The 16,213-nt window shown below is 66.4% G+C and carries 12 protein-coding genes and 1 tRNA gene; 11 read left to right on the top strand and 2 right to left on the bottom strand.

Annotation, left to right across the window (positions count from 1 at the left end; translation table 11 throughout):
- The first annotated feature begins 51 nt into the window (after nucleotides 1-51).
- Both ilvC and AABQ55_RS16515 read left to right on the top strand, forming a co-directional pair.
- Entirely contained in the window at nucleotides 52-1,071 is a 1,020-nt protein-coding gene (gene ilvC / locus AABQ55_RS16520; protein WP_244766691.1) for a ketol-acid reductoisomerase, read from the top strand.
- Nucleotides 1,072-1,596: 525 nt separating this feature from the next.
- A complete protein-coding gene (locus tag AABQ55_RS16515; RefSeq protein WP_272805781.1) occupies nucleotides 1,597-2,820 on the top strand; it encodes an aminotransferase-like domain-containing protein in 1,224 nt (407 codons plus the stop codon).
- Nucleotides 2,821-3,002: 182 nt separating this feature from the next.
- Here the strand turns inward: AABQ55_RS16515 and AABQ55_RS16510 are convergent, their stop codons facing one another.
- Nucleotides 3,003-4,646 (bottom strand): M20/M25/M40 family metallo-hydrolase, encoded by a 1,644-nt coding sequence (locus tag AABQ55_RS16510; RefSeq protein WP_272805780.1) that lies wholly within the window; start codon nucleotides 4,644-4,646, stop codon nucleotides 3,003-3,005.
- A 138-nt stretch (nucleotides 4,647-4,784) separates the two neighbouring features.
- Here AABQ55_RS16510 and AABQ55_RS16505 point away from each other — a divergent pair, with 138 nt between their 5' ends.
- Nucleotides 4,785-5,201, top strand: a complete 417-nt coding sequence (locus AABQ55_RS16505; protein WP_272805779.1) for an Lrp/AsnC family transcriptional regulator — start codon at nucleotides 4,785-4,787, stop codon at nucleotides 5,199-5,201.
- Between the two features lie 13 nt (nucleotides 5,202-5,214).
- On the opposite strand, the gene AABQ55_RS16500 is transcribed toward AABQ55_RS16505, so the two are convergent.
- Nucleotides 5,215-6,831, bottom strand: coding sequence for a hypothetical protein (locus AABQ55_RS16500; protein ID WP_272805778.1), 1,617 nt, complete (start codon nucleotides 6,829-6,831; stop codon nucleotides 5,215-5,217).
- A gap of 167 nt (nucleotides 6,832-6,998) precedes the next feature.
- On the opposite strand from AABQ55_RS16500, the gene AABQ55_RS16495 reads away from it, so the two are divergent.
- The 8 genes from AABQ55_RS16495 to AABQ55_RS16460 all read left to right on the top strand — a co-directional run bounded on the left by AABQ55_RS16495 (nucleotide 6,999) and on the right by AABQ55_RS16460 (nucleotide 16,197).
- Nucleotides 6,999-8,105: an endonuclease/exonuclease/phosphatase family protein gene (locus AABQ55_RS16495; RefSeq protein ID WP_244766686.1), complete on the top strand. Its 1,107-nt coding sequence runs from the start codon at nucleotides 6,999-7,001 to the stop codon at nucleotides 8,103-8,105.
- Between the two features lie 129 nt (nucleotides 8,106-8,234).
- Entirely contained in the window at nucleotides 8,235-9,152 is a 918-nt protein-coding gene (locus AABQ55_RS16490; RefSeq protein WP_272805777.1) for a PhzF family phenazine biosynthesis protein, read from the top strand.
- A gap of 116 nt (nucleotides 9,153-9,268) precedes the next feature.
- Nucleotides 9,269-9,344 (top strand) — tRNA-Lys (locus tag AABQ55_RS16485).
- A 329-nt stretch (nucleotides 9,345-9,673) separates the two neighbouring features.
- Nucleotides 9,674-10,690 (top strand): LacI family DNA-binding transcriptional regulator, encoded by a 1,017-nt coding sequence (locus tag AABQ55_RS16480; protein ID WP_272805776.1) that lies wholly within the window; start codon nucleotides 9,674-9,676, stop codon nucleotides 10,688-10,690.
- Between the two features lie 113 nt (nucleotides 10,691-10,803).
- Nucleotides 10,804-12,264, top strand: a complete 1,461-nt coding sequence (locus AABQ55_RS16475; protein WP_272805775.1) for an FAD-binding oxidoreductase — start codon at nucleotides 10,804-10,806, stop codon at nucleotides 12,262-12,264.
- Nucleotides 12,257-13,753 carry a xylulokinase gene (locus tag AABQ55_RS16470; protein ID WP_272805774.1) on the top strand — a complete coding sequence of 499 codons (1,497 nt, stop codon included), beginning with the start codon at nucleotides 12,257-12,259 and terminating at the stop codon, nucleotides 13,751-13,753. Before AABQ55_RS16475 ends, AABQ55_RS16470 begins: the two co-directional genes overlap by 8 nt.
- Entirely contained in the window at nucleotides 13,753-14,814 is a 1,062-nt protein-coding gene (locus AABQ55_RS16465) for an ABC transporter ATP-binding protein (protein ID WP_272805773.1), read from the top strand. Before AABQ55_RS16470 ends, AABQ55_RS16465 begins: the two co-directional genes overlap by 1 nt.
- A gap of 54 nt (nucleotides 14,815-14,868) precedes the next feature.
- The gene (locus AABQ55_RS16460) at nucleotides 14,869-16,197 is read left to right on the top strand and encodes an ABC transporter substrate-binding protein (RefSeq protein WP_272805772.1); all 1,329 of its coding nucleotides are present in this window, start codon (nucleotides 14,869-14,871) and stop codon (nucleotides 16,195-16,197) included.
- The last annotated feature ends 16 nt before the right edge of the window (nucleotides 16,198-16,213 follow it).

Genomic DNA, 16,213 nt, shown 5'->3' with positions numbered 1-16,213 from the left:
GCAGGCCCGCCGGTTCAACGCAAACAGACTAGCGAAGGGAAGGAACCATCGATGCGCGTCTATTACGATCGTGATGCCGATCTCAACCTCATCAAGGCGAAGAACGTCGCCGTCGTCGGCTACGGCTCGCAGGGCCGTGCCCACGCCCTCAACCTCAAGGATTCCGGCGCCAAGAACCTCGTGATCGCCCTCAAGGCCGGCTCGCCGACCATCAAGAAGGCCGAAGCCGACGGCTTCAAGGTTATGACCGTTGCGGACGCCGCCAAGTGGGCCGACCTCCTGATGATGGCGACCCCGGACGAACTCCAGGCCGACATCTACAAGAACGAGATCGCCGGCAACATCCGCGACGGCGCGGCCATCGCGTTCGCGCACGGCCTCAACGTCCATTTCGGCCTCATCGAGCCGAAGGCTTCGGTCGACGTCGTCATGATCGCGCCGAAGGGCCCGGGCCACACGGTTCGCGGCGAATACCAGAAGGGCGGCGGCGTTCCCTGCCTCGTCGCCGTTCACCAGAACGCATCCGGCAACGCGCTTGATCTCGCGCTCTCCTATGCCTGCGGCGTCGGCGGCGGCCGTTCGGGCATCATCGAGACCAACTTCAAGGAAGAGTGTGAAACCGACCTCTTCGGCGAGCAGGTCGTCCTGTGCGGCGGTCTCGTCGAGCTGATCCGCGCCGGCTTCGAAACGCTGGTCGAGGCCGGCTACGCGCCGGAAATGGCCTATTTCGAGTGCCTGCACGAAGTCAAGCTGATCGTCGACCTGATCTATGAAGGCGGCATCGCCAACATGAACTACTCGATCTCCAACACGGCCGAGTGGGGCGAATACGTCACGGGTCCGCGCATCATCACCGCCGAGACCAAGGCCGAGATGAAGCGCGTCCTCCACGACATCCAGACCGGCAAGTTCACCTCCGAATGGATGCAGGAATGGAAGGCCGGCGGCGCCCGCTTCAAGGGTATCCGCCGCAACAACGACTCGCACCAGATCGAGGAAGTCGGCGCGAAACTCCGCGGCATGATGCCGTGGATCGGCAAGAACAAGCTGGTTGACAAGGCCGTCAACTAACGGGTCTGCCGATCCCGCTTCCTGTCGGTATGCCTGCCGGCAATGCGGGGATCGGCAATCGCTTCTGCTTTGCGCAGGACAACGGGCCGGGCGGGTTTTCCGCCCGGCTTTCTATTTCAGGTCTTCTGAAATAATGCAGTGCATCTTCCGCCTCTTTGCAGTGCAGCAAGTAATAAACTTGCTCCGGAGGGCGAACAGGAACAAAATACAGGCGTGTTTCGTTCCGTCGCCGGGAGGAAAATGCGATGTCCACGATTGTCCAATACTTCGCCTGGTTCGATCTCTTTATCCTGGGCAGTATAGCCACGCTCGTGCTGCTCAGCCTTTACAGCGACCGCGCCACCTGAGCGCCGCCTGCGGCTGAAACCGCCGCCGGGGCACGGGCGCTCCGGCGAGATTAGTCCCGTACGAAATCTTGGGGCGCGGGCATGTTTTGTTGTTGCGATTATTTAGGTCAGTATTATTGACATAAAAACCGCACCGTGATGAGGTGCGTTCAAACAACAACGTCCGAGGAAACCCCCTATGTTCAAATGGGAACAAGCCTTCGCCACGCGCGCGTCGCGCATGAAGGCATCCGAAATCCGCGAATTGCTGAAACTCCTGGAACGGCCCGATATCATCTCGTTCGCAGGCGGCATCCCGGATCCGGCGCTGTTTCCGAAGGAAGCCTTCTCGGCCGCCTATACCGATGTGCTGGCCGGCGAGGGCGCGGCGGCGGGCCTGCAATATTCCGTCAGCGAGGGCTACAAGCCGCTGCGCGACTGGCTCGCCGGCGAGATGGGCAAGATCGGCATCCCCTGTACGGCGGAAAACGTCTTCATCGTTTCCGGCTCGCAGCAGGGCCTCGATTATCTCGGAAAGCTTTTCCTCTCGCCCAAGGACACCGCGCTCGTCACCTGGCCGACCTATCTCGGCGCGCTGCAGGCCTTCAACGCCTATGAGCCGACCTACGACCGGCTGAACCTTTCCGGCAACCGCACGCCGGATGCCTATCACGCGACGGCGGCGGAAGCCGGCGGCCGCGTCAAGTTCGCCTATCTTTCCGCCGATTTCGCCAACCCGACCGGCGAGACGGTTGACCGGGCGGGCCGCGAAAAGCTGCTCGACCTCGCCGAAGAGCTGGAAATCCCCGTCATCGAGGATGCCGCCTACCAGTCGCTGCGCTATGACGGCGAGGCCATCCCGCCGATCCTGGCGCTGGAGATCGCCCGCAAGGGCAGCATTGACGCGGCGCGCACGATCTACTGCGGCAGCTTCTCCAAGACGCTCGCGCCGGGCCTGCGCGTCGGCTACATCGTCGCGGCCGCGCCCGTCATCCGCAAGCTCGTGCTGATGAAGCAGGCGGCGGACCTGCATTCCTCGACCATCAACCAGATGGCCATCGCCCATGTCGCCGAGCGCGGTTTCGACGCGCAGGTGGCGAAGATCAGGGCCGCCTACAGCGCCCGCCGCAACGCCATGCTCGCCGCCCTGCAGAAATACATGCCCGAGGGCGTCAGCTGGACGAAACCGGAGGGCGGCATGTTCGTCTGGGTCACGCTGCCGGCCGGCATGGACGGGGCAAAGCTGCTCGCCCGCTCCATCGAGACGGAAAAGGTCGCCTTCGTGCCCGGCCAGGCCTTCCATGCGGATGGCAGCGGCGCGAACACGCTGCGCCTCAGCTTCTCCTGCGCCGACGGTGCGACGATCGAGGAAGGCATTTCCCGCCTCGGCCGGCTGCTCGCCAGCGAGTGGCTTGCGGCCTGAATCGCGTTCGACGCGGGTGGGGTTTGCCCCTCACCCTAACCCTCTCCCCGCAGGCGGGGAGAGGGGACGTGGCCCACGAAACAGCTATTGGTTGGGGAAGCGGGTGCGCCATATCCCCTTCGCCCCGCTTGCGGGGAGAAGGTGGCCGGCAGGCCGGATGAGGGGCCGAAGTCCCGACTGCGTCATTCCTCCAGGCAGGCCAGCGCTGACGCGAACACCAGGTCCGGCAAGACGCCGAACGTATAGGGCGCATGCACGCGCTCCCACTTCTGGTGGTAGTCGCGACCCCAGGGGCCGATATTGACCGTCGGGAAGGAGAGCAGGCCCTCCGGTGTGTCGTCGGTGGAGGCCGCGGACGGCGTGTTGGCGGTCAGCAGGCCCGTCTCGCCGGCCTCCGGCCGATGGCCGAAGAAGCTCATATCGGAAATGCCGGCGAAGATCTGCTTGAACTTGATCGAGGTGCCGTGCCGTGCCGCGGCCTCTTCCATTACGGGCTGAAGCCGTGCCTGCATCCGGCGGCCGGCCTCGGACTGGTCGAGATGCACCAGCGGATAATGCAGGCTGCCGAAGCCGATGATCACCGCCGGCCCTTCGATGCCGGCCTCGGTCGCTGCGGCGGAGACGATCTCGCGGCTGACCTTCAGGGGGTCGGTGCTGCCGGCAAGCGCGCGGTCGAGGGCCTCGAGCCGGGCGCGCGCTGCATGGCCGCCGCGCGCGGCGGCCCGCTCCAGCAGTTCGGCATAGTCGAGCACGAGCCCTGCCGTCTTCCCGGTGTCGCGCCCGCGATAGCGGGTGGCGTGGTCGTCCTGCGCTCGAAGCGCGGTCTCCAGCGCATTAGAAACGATGGTCTGGAATTCGCCGACGATGTCGCTGGCGCTGCGCCGGTGCGTCAGCCAGTTGAAGGAGAGCCAGACGCGGTCCGGCGTGGTCACGTCGTAGCCATCGCGGATGTCGCGCGCCTCAAGGCAGACGGGCGGCGGAGAATGCTCGCCGAAGGCCGCGTCGCTCAGTTCCGGCACCGTATCCATGGCCCGGACGATCTCGGCGCTGATGCGGTGGGCGCTCGTGCCGTTGAACGGATAGCCGGCATGGGTCGGCCGGCCGATGACGAAGGCGAAGGGCGCGAACTTGCCGATGGAGCCGAGATAGACCGCGCGGCCTTCCGCGCCGTCGCGCTCGCAGCTCGACGCATCGAGGTTGATGCCGCCGACAATGTCGAGGTCGAAGCGCCGGGCGATGTCCGGCAGAGCATTGCGCAGGCTGCGCATGCCGCGCGAACGGTTCTCCTCGTCGGGCGTCGCCACGAAGAGGATATTGCCCTCTTTGGCCTCCAGCCTGGCAAAACGCTCCAGCGCCGCGATGCCGGCGGCAAGGCCGCTCTTCATGTCGAGCAGGCCGCGCCCGGCAATGAAATCGCCGCTTTCGAAATCCTTCAGCGCCTTGGCTTCCGCGGCATTCAGCGGCCGGCTTCTCAGCTCCTTCAGAAGCGCCTCGGTCAGCGGTTCCGGATCGCAGGCGAGCGGCGCGAGCGTGCCGTAATTGGCGATCGAGACGGTGTCGAAATGGCCCGCCAGCACCACCGTGCGCCGCCCGCTGCCGCGCACCAGCGCCGCGACGCTCCGCGTCAGCGGTTCGCCATGGCTGTCCACGGTGAAGAGCTGGTCGGGATGGCGGGTGAAATAGGGCGTTTCGGCAAGATGCGCCCGCAGCTTGTGCGAAAAATGCGCCTCGTCCGGCGAGCCCGTCACGCTCGGCCAGCGGGTCATCAGGAGCGAGAGGTCGCGGGTTCGCGCGGTTGCGATGGCATGTGCGGTGTCGTTCGTCATGGGGCCTGCCGAAAGCGGTTGCATTGAGGGAAGCGCAAGGCTAGCCAAGGACGACGGCAGGCGAAACGGCAATTTTCTGGAAAAATTGCGGGTGCTATTGCCGTTTCGCCAGTAAAGACTGACAATCCGGCAGGTGTGATGGATACGATCGACCGCAAGCTCCTCGCCCTCCTGCGCAAGGACGGCCGCGCCTCGCTCTCGGCTCTCGCGGAGGAGCTGAAGGTCTCGCGCGGCACGGTGCAGAACCGGATCGAGCGCCTGACGCGCGACGGGGTCATCGCCGGCTTTTCCGTGCGCGTGACGCAGGCCGACGATCCGCACGCCGTGCGCGCCATCATGATGATCGAGATCACCGGCCAGAAGACGCTGGCCGCCATCAAGGCGCTGCGCGGCCTTCCGGAAGTGCGCGCCCTGCACACGACGAACGGCGCCTGGGACCTCGTGGCGGAAATCCACGCGGACAATCTCGTGGAATTCGAGCGCGTGCTGCGCGGCATCCGCGCCATGGACGGCGTCTCGAAATCGGAAACCAGCCTGCTGCTGACGACCTTGTAACGGGTCGCAGGCCCTACGGCATCACGATGTCGATTTCCTCGCCGGTCGAGGAATAGGTGATGCGCCCGCCCTTCCAGCCGTCGGCGGCCTCCAGCCGGATTTCGAGCGTCACCTTGCCGTCCGGCGAGGGCACCATGAAGCTGCCGTCCGGCGCCATCAGCTGGCCGACGGAGAAGGTGTAGCGCGTCACCGCCATCTCCGTGCCGACCTGCAGGCGGGTGAAGGTCCGCGCCGTCAGCTCGCCGAGCTTTTCGGCGGAGAAGAAGGCGAGGTCCTCCAGGCGGAAGAGCCGTTCGGGCCGGAATTCCGCATCCCAGGGCATCATCATGCTCGATGCGGTGATGCCGCGGTCGTTGGCGTTGTAGTCGCGCATGGTGCCGGGCGTGTCGGGCACTTCGGCAAGCAGGCTCATCGAATCCTTGCTGACGGTGATCTCGGCGAAGCGGGCGTTCTTGCCGAACTGCTCGCCGATCGTGCCGAGCGTCTGCCAGGTCATGGCGGGGTCGAGCCAGTTGCGCTTCGGCTTGCGGGCATCGGGCAGGTTGGCGGCGCGTACCGTGCCGTCCGTCGTCACCTCCACCGTGCCGCTGGCGGTAAACAGCGTCATTTCTCCCGGCTGGCCGAGATCGGTGAAATGTACCACCCAGCGTAGTTCCGGCTTGCCGGGCCCGTCGGTCGAGAGCTTCAGCATCATGTAGCTCATCGTCGACTTGTCGTTCTGCCAGGCCGCCTTCGCCTTGTCGCGGATCATCGTGAGCCTGGAGAGGTCGACATCGCCGATCGAAAAGCCGGGCAGGGCCGACGTTCCCGGGAACATCGGCGAGGTGATGGGCGAGCGCGTGACGCCGGAAATGTCCCAGGAATAGCCGACCGTGGTTTCCGGCAGGCTGGGATGGTCGGCCTTCACCTGCACGGATTTCGGGTAGATCGTCAGGTCGCGGACGACAGGCTTGTTGCCGATGACGGAGGCGAGGCTTTCCAGCGCGGCCTCCTTCGGCCAGTCCTCGTCCTTGAAGAAATCCATCTGGCGGGCGCGGTTGGTGTTGGAAAGGTCGCCGCCGATGATCGTGCCTCCGGCATCCGCGTAGACGGTGGCGCTTTCGCGCGGCGAGGCGACGTAGACCGCCCAGCGGATATCGCCGTAGGAGGGCGTCGGCAGGAGGTTCACGCGCCGGGAGATCTCGATCGACTGCACCGCGCCGCCGCTCTCGAGCTTCGCATAGCTTATGGCGCGGGTGGCGACCTGGTCGGCCTTGGCAAGGGGAATCGCGTCGAGCGGGAAGAGGCCGCTGGCAAGATCGGCCACCATCGCCGGTGCGGACCGCGCCGAAGGGCCGCCGACGGTCTCGGCTTCGAAGAAGAGAAGGCGGGTCGCCTGCCGCACGCGCCATTCGTCCACGTTGCCCGTTCCGGCCCCCTCTATGACGAGGTTCACCTCCTTTTCGGTGATTCGGATCGTGTGCACCTGCGGCGTCCTGCCAAGCGCTTCGGTGACGCGTCCTGCCGCGCGGGCGGCCTCGCCGGGACCGGTGATGTAGCTTTCCGCGGCGCGGGCGGGCAGGCAGGTGAGAAGCAGCAGCGCGAGCCATGCGGCCAGGAACGCCCGTGCTGTGCTGGATACAGTCCCCATGAGCGATCCTCCGCCCGCAACCGGATGCGCATCATCCGCACTGGGTAACGGCGCGGCAGGCCGGTTTATTCCGGGAAGGACAGGCGCCGGTGCGAAAAGCGGCTTTCCATTGCCGGTCAGCCGGTTACACTTGCCCGGCATTGCCCGAAGGACCCTTGAAAGCCCCCATGTCGCTACGCATCGCCACCTTCAATATCGAAAACCTCATGACCCGTTTCGATTTCACGGGCTTTCGCAACCAGCTTCGCCAGGACCGCGTGCTGCGCCTCTTCGACATCCGCAACGAGGCGGAATACCAGAGGCTGGAGGAGGCGCGCACCATCGCGCACACCGACGATGCCCGCCAGCATTCGGCGCTGGCCATCGCCGATGCGGATGCCGACATCCTCTGCCTGCAGGAAACCGACAACATGGCGGCCCTCCAGGCGTTCGAATACGGCTATCTCTTCCGCATGGTCGGCAACGGCTACCGGCAGAAATACCTGATCGAGGGCAATGACAGCCGCGGCATCGACGTTTCCGTGCTGATGCGCGAGGAGACGCGCGACGGCCAGCGCATCGAGTGCGTCGATATCCGCAGCCATGCCGCGGTCACCTATCGCGATTTCGACCTCCATACGCCGGATCTCGGGCAGGGGCTCAACCCGGACGACAAGATCTTCAAGCGCGATTGCCTGGAGATGGACCTGCGCATCGGCGGCCGGCCGCTGACGCTCTACGTCGTGCATTTCAAGTCGATGGGGCCGGGCAGGGAGGGCATGGACGGGCGCCAGTCGACCATGCCGGTGCGCATGGCCGAGGCGAAGGCGGTGCGCCGGATCATCGAGGACCGCTTCGGCGCCGGCCATACGGCGGGCAAGGCCTTCGCCATCTGCGGCGACATGAACGACTATCAGGAGAAACTGGCGATCGAGGGCGACAAGCGCAACGGCTACCGCTTCATCCCGCGCAAGGAGGCGGTGAGCGCGCTCGATGCTTTCAGCGCGGACGGTTTCGCCGTGAACCCGATGCTGCGCCGGCCGGTGGACGACCGCTGGACGCTCTATCACAGCCGGGGGCCGGAGGAGCGCCATCTCTGCCAGCTCGACTATATCTGGCTCTCGCCCTCGCTTGCCGAGCGCAACGCGCAGCGCGTTCCCGAAATCATCCGCGCCGGCCAGCCCTTCCGTACGCCCTTCCCGCCTGGGCAGGAGGTGGAGCGGTATCCCCGCGTCGGCTGGGACCGGCCGAAGGCCTCCGACCATTGCCCGGTGGTGATGACGCTCGACCTGTGACCCGTTCTCCGGCCTGCCGGCCGCGGAAACGCCCATTGGCGCACGGTGTGGTTTTCCCTTGCCCGCAGGAAGCGCCTCGGGCAATTCTAGCAGGATGCTTTCGGGCAAAAAACGAACAGGGAGAATGCCTTGCCCCGTCGCTACGCCATCTATGACGTCTTCACCGACACGCGGCTCGCCGGCAATCCGCTGGCCGTCGTCTTCGATGCCGATGATCTCGACGACGGCACCATGCAGCGCATTGCCGGCGAGTTCAATCTTTCCGAGACCGTCTTCGTGAGGACGCCGGAGAACCCGGCGCACAGCGCGCGCCTGCGCATCTTCACGCCCGGCCGGGAGCTGCCTTTCGCCGGCCATCCGACGGTCGGCGCGGCGATCGCCATCGCCGAGGCGGGCGAGGGCGGCGAGGCGGGCCCGCGCGATCTCGTCAGCGTTCTGGAGGAAAATGTCGGTCCGGTGCGCTGCGCGGTCAGGCTCGGCGCGCGCAAGGCCGCCTTCGCGGAATTCGACGTGCCGCGCAAGACGGCGCGCCTGGAGGCCGCGTTCGACCGGCAGGCGCTCGCCGATGCCTTCAGCCTGAAGCCCGGCCAGATCGGCTTCGAGAATCACGTTCCCTCGTTGTGGAGCGCCGGCGTCGCCTTCGTGATGATCCCGGTGCACGACCTCGCGGCGGCCGCTGCGGTGGAATTCGACCCCACGCTCTGGGAGCGCTGCGCGCCCTTCGCCGAGGGACGGCTCGCCTCGGCCTATCTCTATTGCCGCGGCGGGGTCAATCACGTCGCCCGCTTCCACAGCCGCATGTTCGCGCCCGACATGGGCATTGCCGAGGACCCGGCGACGGGGGCCGCGGTCGCGGCCATGTCCGGCGCCATCCACTTCTTCGACAAGCTGGTGGACGGCCACCATCCGTTGCTGATCGAGCAGGGCGTCGAAATGGGGCGCCCGTCGCTCATCCACCTCCATCTCGATATCGCGGGCGGGACGATCGCCGGTGCGCGCATCGGCGGCGAGGCGGTCCGCATCGCGTCGGGAACATTGGATTTGTGACGGTTTTTTGCGCTGCGGAAGAAATTTATCCGCGGACGCATCTTTTTTCCGGATGGCTATGGACAAGCTCCACGAAGGCCTTTATACGCCCCGTCAGACCGCTGGAGCGGTCAAGTGGGTGATTAGCTCAGTTGGTAGAGCAGCTGACTCTTAATCAGCGGGTCCACGGTTCGAGCCCGTGATCACCCACCATTATTCCTCCAAGAATAATGGTTTACGCTGATTTCTTCTTGTAAAATCTAGTAGCGGTTTCTACAAATCCCGGCGCTTTTTTACGCCCGAGGCGATTTTTGTTCCCTGCGCGCAACGCGTCAATGATGTTGCTGCCGGCAGGTCGTGCCCATCGCTTCGCACCGGTATTTTTGAATGCCCCAGTGTGACCTCCGGCGGAGTTCGCCTTCAGGTCCGCGGTCAACCGTTTCCTGCGCGTCGTTCTCTTTTCCGCGTTGTTTCGAGTCGTGTGGTTTTCTGCAATTCCACTCTGTCGCGATTGGACGTTAGAATGCATGCAGGAGGTTTACATGAGCAACAAGAATCCAGCCATCACCCTGCGTGACGTCGCGGCGGCGGCGGGCGTGGACGTCTCGACCATCTCCCGTGTGCTGCAGAACAAGGGGCGCGTTTCGGAGGAGACCCGCTCGCGCATCCTCAAGACGGCCGAGCGCCTCGGCTATCACGGCAATCCGGTCGCGCGCGCCCTGAAGACCGCAAAGTCCTCGACCGTGCTCATGGTGGTGCCGCAGATCGAAAACCCGATCTTCGCCTCCGCCATCATCGGGGCGGAGATCGAGGCGCGCAGCAGGGGGTTCGCGCTGCTTGTTTCCTATGACAAGGGGGATGGGCGCGAGATCATATCCGACATCTCCCGCTCCAGCATCATCGAGGGCGTCATCATCGCCAGCTTCGATGACGACAACCGGCTGCGCCAGGTTCTGAGCAGCACGGACCTGCCGCATGTCGTCCTCAACCGGCACCTGTCCGGCGATGCGAACTGCGTTGCCATCGATACCCGGCGCGCCGCGCGAATCGGCGTGGAGCACCTGATCGCGATGGGACATCGCCGGATCGGCCACCTTGCCGGCCGGCTCGGGCGTTTCAACGGCGACATGCGCCGGCGCGGCTGGGAAGAGGCGATGGCCGCGGCGGGGCTCGATCACGGCGACGATCTCATCGTGCAGGCGGGCTACAGTCCCGATGAGGTGCCGGCGGCGGTGGACAAGCTGCTCGCCGTCGGTGTGACGGCGATCCATGCCGCGACGCTGCTGACGGCGGCTGCGGCAATCGCCCGGCTGCACGAACGAAACGTCCGCGTGCCGGAGGAGGTGTCGGTCGTTACCATGCACGACGATCTGCTCGCGCGTGTGGTCTATCCGCAGGTGACGACCGTCGCGCTGCCATCCCAGGAGATGGGGCGTGTCGCCGCGCGCCGGCTGATCGACCTCATCCAGGGCGTTGCGCCGGATGGCGGAAAGCCCGCCGGCTGTCTTCTGCTTCCTCCCGACGAGCTCATCGTCCGGTCCTCTGTCGCCGCTCTTTGAAAAATCCGGCAGCGGGCTTGACATCCCCTGCGAAATAGACTGTTTATGGATTGAGCAAACGTTTGTCCAAGGTGAGATCGAGGGTTTCGCAGGACATAGAGGAGGAAAAGCCGTTGAAAGAACGTGATCTCGTCTCCGAGCTTTCGGAGCTGATCGGCGCGGAAAACGTCCTGGTGGACGAGGCCGCGCGTGCCGGTTACGCCCATGACCGTCTGCCCTATGCGAACTTCCGCGCGCGGGAAGGCGCGCTGGTCGGCACGCTGCCCGGTCTGGTGTTGCGCCCGGCCAGCACCGAGGACGTCTCGGCGATCGTCCGCAAGGCCGGCGAGGTCGACAAGCCGCTCATCCCCTATGGCAGCGGCTCCGGCGTCCTCGGCGGGATCATCCCGCTCGGCGAGGAGCTGATGCTCGACATGCAGCGCATGAACCGCATCCTCAACATCGACCGCGAGAACAATCTCGTGACGGTCGAGGCCGGCATGAACGGCGAGGCCTTCGAGGACGCGCTGAATGCCGAAGGCTACACCTCCGGCCACCTGCCGCAGTCCCTCACCATATCGACGGTCGGCGGCTGGGCCGCCTGCCGCGGCGGCGGCCAGGAATCGAGCCGCTTCGGCAAGATCGAGAACATCGTCGTCGGCCTGAAGGCCGTCATGCCGGACGGGCGCGTGCTGGAAGTCCGCCCGCTGCCCAAGCGCGCCTCCGGCCCCTCCGTGCTCGATGTCATCGTGGGAAGCGAGGGCACGCTCGCCGTCATCACGGAGCTGACCATGCGCATCTGGACGCTGCCCGCGGCCGAGGAGGCGATCGTGCTGGCCCTGCCGGACCGGGCCGCCGCGCTGGGGCTCGCCAAGCGCATCATGCAGGCCGGCCTGCATCCGCGGATCGTCCGTCTCTACGACGAAAAGGAAACCGCGCTGCGCACCGAGGGCATCGAAGCCTACCGGACGCGCCCGGTCATGGCCAACATCGTCGTCTGCGGCGAGCCGGCCATCGTGGCCGCCGAGGCGGCGCTGGTGCGTGGCTTCGCGCAGGAGGTCGGTGCGGTCGAGACCGAAACGCGTCCCTTCGACGAGTGGCGCGCGAAGCGCTACCACTCGATCACCAAGCAATGGCTCGACCGCGGCTACTACAACGACACGATCGAGGTGACGGTGAACTGGAGCAATGCGGCCGCGCTCTACGACACGATCGCCGCGCGCATCGCGGCGGAAGTGTCGCCGGACGCGCATTTCAGCGCCCACTGGTCGCATGTCTATCCGGAAGGCGTCTGCCAGTACATGACCCTGCGCCTGCCGCCCATGGACCAGGCCGTGGCCCTGACGCTGCACCAGAAGATGTGGGAGATCGCGACCGGCGAGACCCTGGCCCACGGCGGTTCCATCGCGCATCATCATGGCAGCGGCCTCTTCCGCGGGCCGTGGATGGATGGCGAGCATGGCGTCGGGATGGATCTCCTGCGCCGCATCAAGGCGTCCGTCGATCCGCAGAACCTGTTCAATCCCGGCAAGCTCGGCTTCCCGCCCCGTGCCGGCGCCGTCGATCCCTACCGCGACAGGGGTGCCAATGTCTGACATCCTCTTGCTCGGGATCGATCTCGGCGCAGGATCGCTCAAGTCGACGGTCATTTCCGCCGGCGGGAAGGTCCTTGCCACCGCCTCCGTTCCCGTCGAAACGCTGGCGCCGAAGCCCGGCTTCAGCGAGCAGGACCCGGAAGGCTGGTGGTCCGCCCTGGTGCAGTCGCTCCGCAAAATCTGGCAGGCCGGCATCGATCCCGGCCGCGTCGCCGCCGTTTCCGTGACGGCGGGCGCCCATACGCATGTCCTGGAGGACGAGGCGGGCCGGACCCTGCGCCCGGCCATCATGTGGAACGACCAGCGTTCCGGCCCGCAGGTCGCGCGGGAAAGGGCTGCCCGCGGCCCGCGCATCCTCGAACTTTCCGGCAACCGGGTCAGCCCGACGTGGACCCTGCCGCAGCTCGTCTGGCTGCGCGAGGAGGAGCCGGAGGTGCATGCCCGCATCCGCCGCCTGCGGCCCGCCAAGGACTGGTTGCGCCGCCGTCTCGACGGCAGCGATGCGACGGACCTCACGGATGCCTGGGGCCTGATGCTGGCCGACGCGCAGCGCGACGGCTGGTCGGCGGAGCTGTGCGCGATCGCCGGGCTGGAGCCCGGCGTGCTGCCGCAGATCGTCGGATCGACGGCGACGACCGGAACCGTGACGGCGGCGGCCGCCGCCGAGACGGGGCTGCGGGCGGGAACGCCCGTCGTCTGCGGCACGTCCGATACCAATGCGGAAACCTATGCGGCCGGCATGACGCGGCCGGGCATCGGCGCGCTGAAGCTGGCGACGGCGGGCACGGTCTCCACGCTCACCGCCGCGCCGGTCTTCTCCGACGACGTCATCCATTACCCGCACCTCGTTCCCGGCCATCACTACGCCATCCTCGGCACCAATTCCTGCGCCTCCGCCCACCGGTGGCTGCGCGACGCGCTGTTTGCGGAAATCGGCTTCGACGGCATGGACCGGAAGGCGCAGGAGGCTCCGGCGGGGTCGGAGGGCCTGCTCTTCCACCCCTATCTCAACGGCGAGCGGAGCCCCTATTGGGATCCGGACCTGCGGGCCTCCTTCGTGGGGCTCGGCTTCCAGCACGGGGCGCCGCACATCTGCCGCGCGCTCTACGAAGGCATCGCCTACACGCTGCGCGATTGCCTGACGGTGCTGAAATCCCGGGGCATGGGCTTCGACACCGCGCGCCTCGTCGGCGGCGGCACGCGCAGCGCCCTGTGGCGCCAGATCATCGCCGACGTCACGGGCCTCACGATCGAGGTGCCGGCGGAGGGCGATGCGTCCTACGGTGCGGCCCTCATCGCCGGCATCGGCATCGGCGTTTTCGCCGACACGGCGGATGCGGCCCGCGCCATCAAGGTGGCCGAGACCCTGGTCCCGGCCGCGGGCGTCGCCGGGGTCTACGATGCGGGCTTTGCCCGCTTCCGGGCGGCCAAGGAGGCGCTGACCCCGGTCAACCACGAGACGGTCCGGGCAATCAGGGAGGCGAAGTGATGGCGGAAGTCAGTCTGCGCAAGCTGCGCAAGACCTATGGCCCGGTGGTTGCGGTGGAAGGCGTCGATCTGGAAATCGCCAAGGGCGAGCTGATCGTGCTGCTCGGTCCCTCGGGCTGCGGCAAGTCGACCACGCTGCGCATGGTCGCGGGCCTGGAGACGATCAGCGACGGCAAGCTGCATATCGGCGGGCGCGACGTCACGGCGCTGGAGCCGAAGGACCGCGACATCGCGATGGTGTTCCAGAACTACGCGCTCTACCCGCACAAGACGATCCGGGGGAACATGTCCTTCGGCCTTAAGATGCGGGGCACCGACGCGGCCGAGATCACCAAGCGGGTCGACGCGGCGGCCGAGATGCTGGACATCACGCATCTGCTGGAGCGCAAGCCCGGCCAGCTCTCGGGCGGCCAGATGCAGCGCGTGGCGCTCGGCCGCGCGCTGGTGCGCGATCCGGCCGTCTTCCTGCTGGACGAGCCGCTGTCCAATCTCGACGCCAAGCTGCGCTCGCGCATGCGCGAGGAGATCGCCCTGCTGCAAAGACGCATCGGCAAGGCGATGCTCTATGTCACGCATGACCAGACCGAGGCGATGACGCTCGCCGACCGCATCGTCATCATGCGGGACGGGCGGGTGCAGCAGATCGGCTCGCCCCTGGAGGTCTACGACCGCCCGGCCAACGCCTTCGTCGCCGGTTTCATCGGCTCGCCCGAGATGAACCTCATCGATGCGGACCTCGCCGACGGGCGGCTGGTGCTCGGCGAGGGCGTTTCGCTTCCTGCCCCGTCGGGCTTGGCGCGCCGGGAGGGGCGCGTGACGGTCGGCATGCGGCCGGAGGCGATCGTGCCGGCGGGGGAGGGCCTGCCCTTCGCCGTCCGCGGCATCGAGCAGCTCGGCTCGCAGACCCTGTTCATCGGCGAGCTTGCGGGTCGCCGCCTGCGCGTCATGACCGGCCGGCGCGACGACGTGGCGCCCGGCAGCGACATGAGGATCGCCGTACCGGAGGCGGCGATCCATCTCTTCGACCGCGAAAGCGGCGAAAGGCTTTCCACCGGCCGATAACGGCCAACGCATTGGGAGCGTCCGCACAAAGGGCGGATCATGGGAGGAGAAGACATGGCATACGAGAAAACGAAGGGTGGCGTCTGGACGAGGCGGCAGGCTCTCAAGGGCGCGGGCGCGCTCGGCATGGGCCTTGCGCTGTCGGGGCTGGCCGCGCCCGCCCTGCGCGCGCAGGAAAAACGCCCCATCCGCTTCCTGAACTGCGAGACGGGCAAGGACACGCTCGCCTTCTTCGCCAAGATGGCCAAGGAGTATCAAGAGAAGGCCGGCGTCGAGGTCATCGTCGATTCCGTGCCGCTCGACGAGGCCTTCACCAAGATCACCAACGGCATCCGTTCCGGCACGCCCTATGACGTCGCCAATGTCGGCTTCATCGGCCAGGTCCTTCTCCTCGCCGAAGAAGGGCAGATCGTGCCGCTGAACGAGCTCACCGACGAGTTCAAATGGGGCAACAACATCCTCTTCCCCATCGACGGCAAGGTCTACTGGTATCCCTTCGACTACAACCTCGCGCTGATCTACTACCGCAAGGACCTCTACGAGACGAAGGGCCTCTCGGTGCCGAAGACCTGGGACGCCTTCGCCGGCAATTGCGAGGCGCTGGTGGAGGGCCGCCAGAAGGGATGCCTGTTCCCCATCGGCTCCAACGGCGCGGCCAACTGGATGTCCTTCGCCTTCCTCTGGGCCGAGGGCGTCAAGCTCTTCGACGACGAATGGAACGTCATCATCGACAATGACGAGATGAAGCCGAAGGCCGCCGCCTATCTCGACTTCATGGCAAGGCTCTACGCCACCATGCCGCCCGGCGCGCTCCAGGCCGGCTATTCGGATGTATTGTCGAACCTCGTCGCCGGCACGGTCGCGCACGGCGCCTATGCGGGCCGGGTCTACGAGGCCGCGGCGCGCGACAATCCCGACATGGGCGGGCGCCTCGGCATCATGCCCTACATGGACAGCGCCGGAAAGCAGACGGCGGTCAGCCACGGCTACGACGGCTGGGTCGTGCTGAAGACCGACAACACGGGCAATGCCATGGAGTTCATGCGCTGGCTGACGACCGACCGCATGGTCGACTTCCTGCACACGGCGCCCGTGCACTTCCAGCCGGCCCGGCTCGACATCTACGACGACCAGCGCTGGCGCGACAATGCGCTGATCAAGCAGTTCGGCGCGGAGATCGACCAGATGCGCAGCCTCGTCACCGACGGATCGGTCGTCCTGACCTCGATCGACACGCAGGGCCCGCGGCCGGACGTCCGGCCGGGCAAGGTGTTCGAATCCTTCGTCATGCCGGAAATGCTGCAGAACAAGATCCTGCGCGAGATGGACTCGGCCGAGGCGGTGTCGCAGGCTGCGGCCAAGATGCGCGACGTCATCAAGTGACGAGACGCCGGGGGAG

The organism is Shinella sp. WSD5-1, assembly GCF_963942435.1.
GTDB classification, from domain to species: domain Bacteria; phylum Pseudomonadota; class Alphaproteobacteria; order Rhizobiales; family Rhizobiaceae; genus Shinella; species Shinella yambaruensis.
This window is presented reverse-complemented; position numbering and strand designations above follow the sequence as displayed.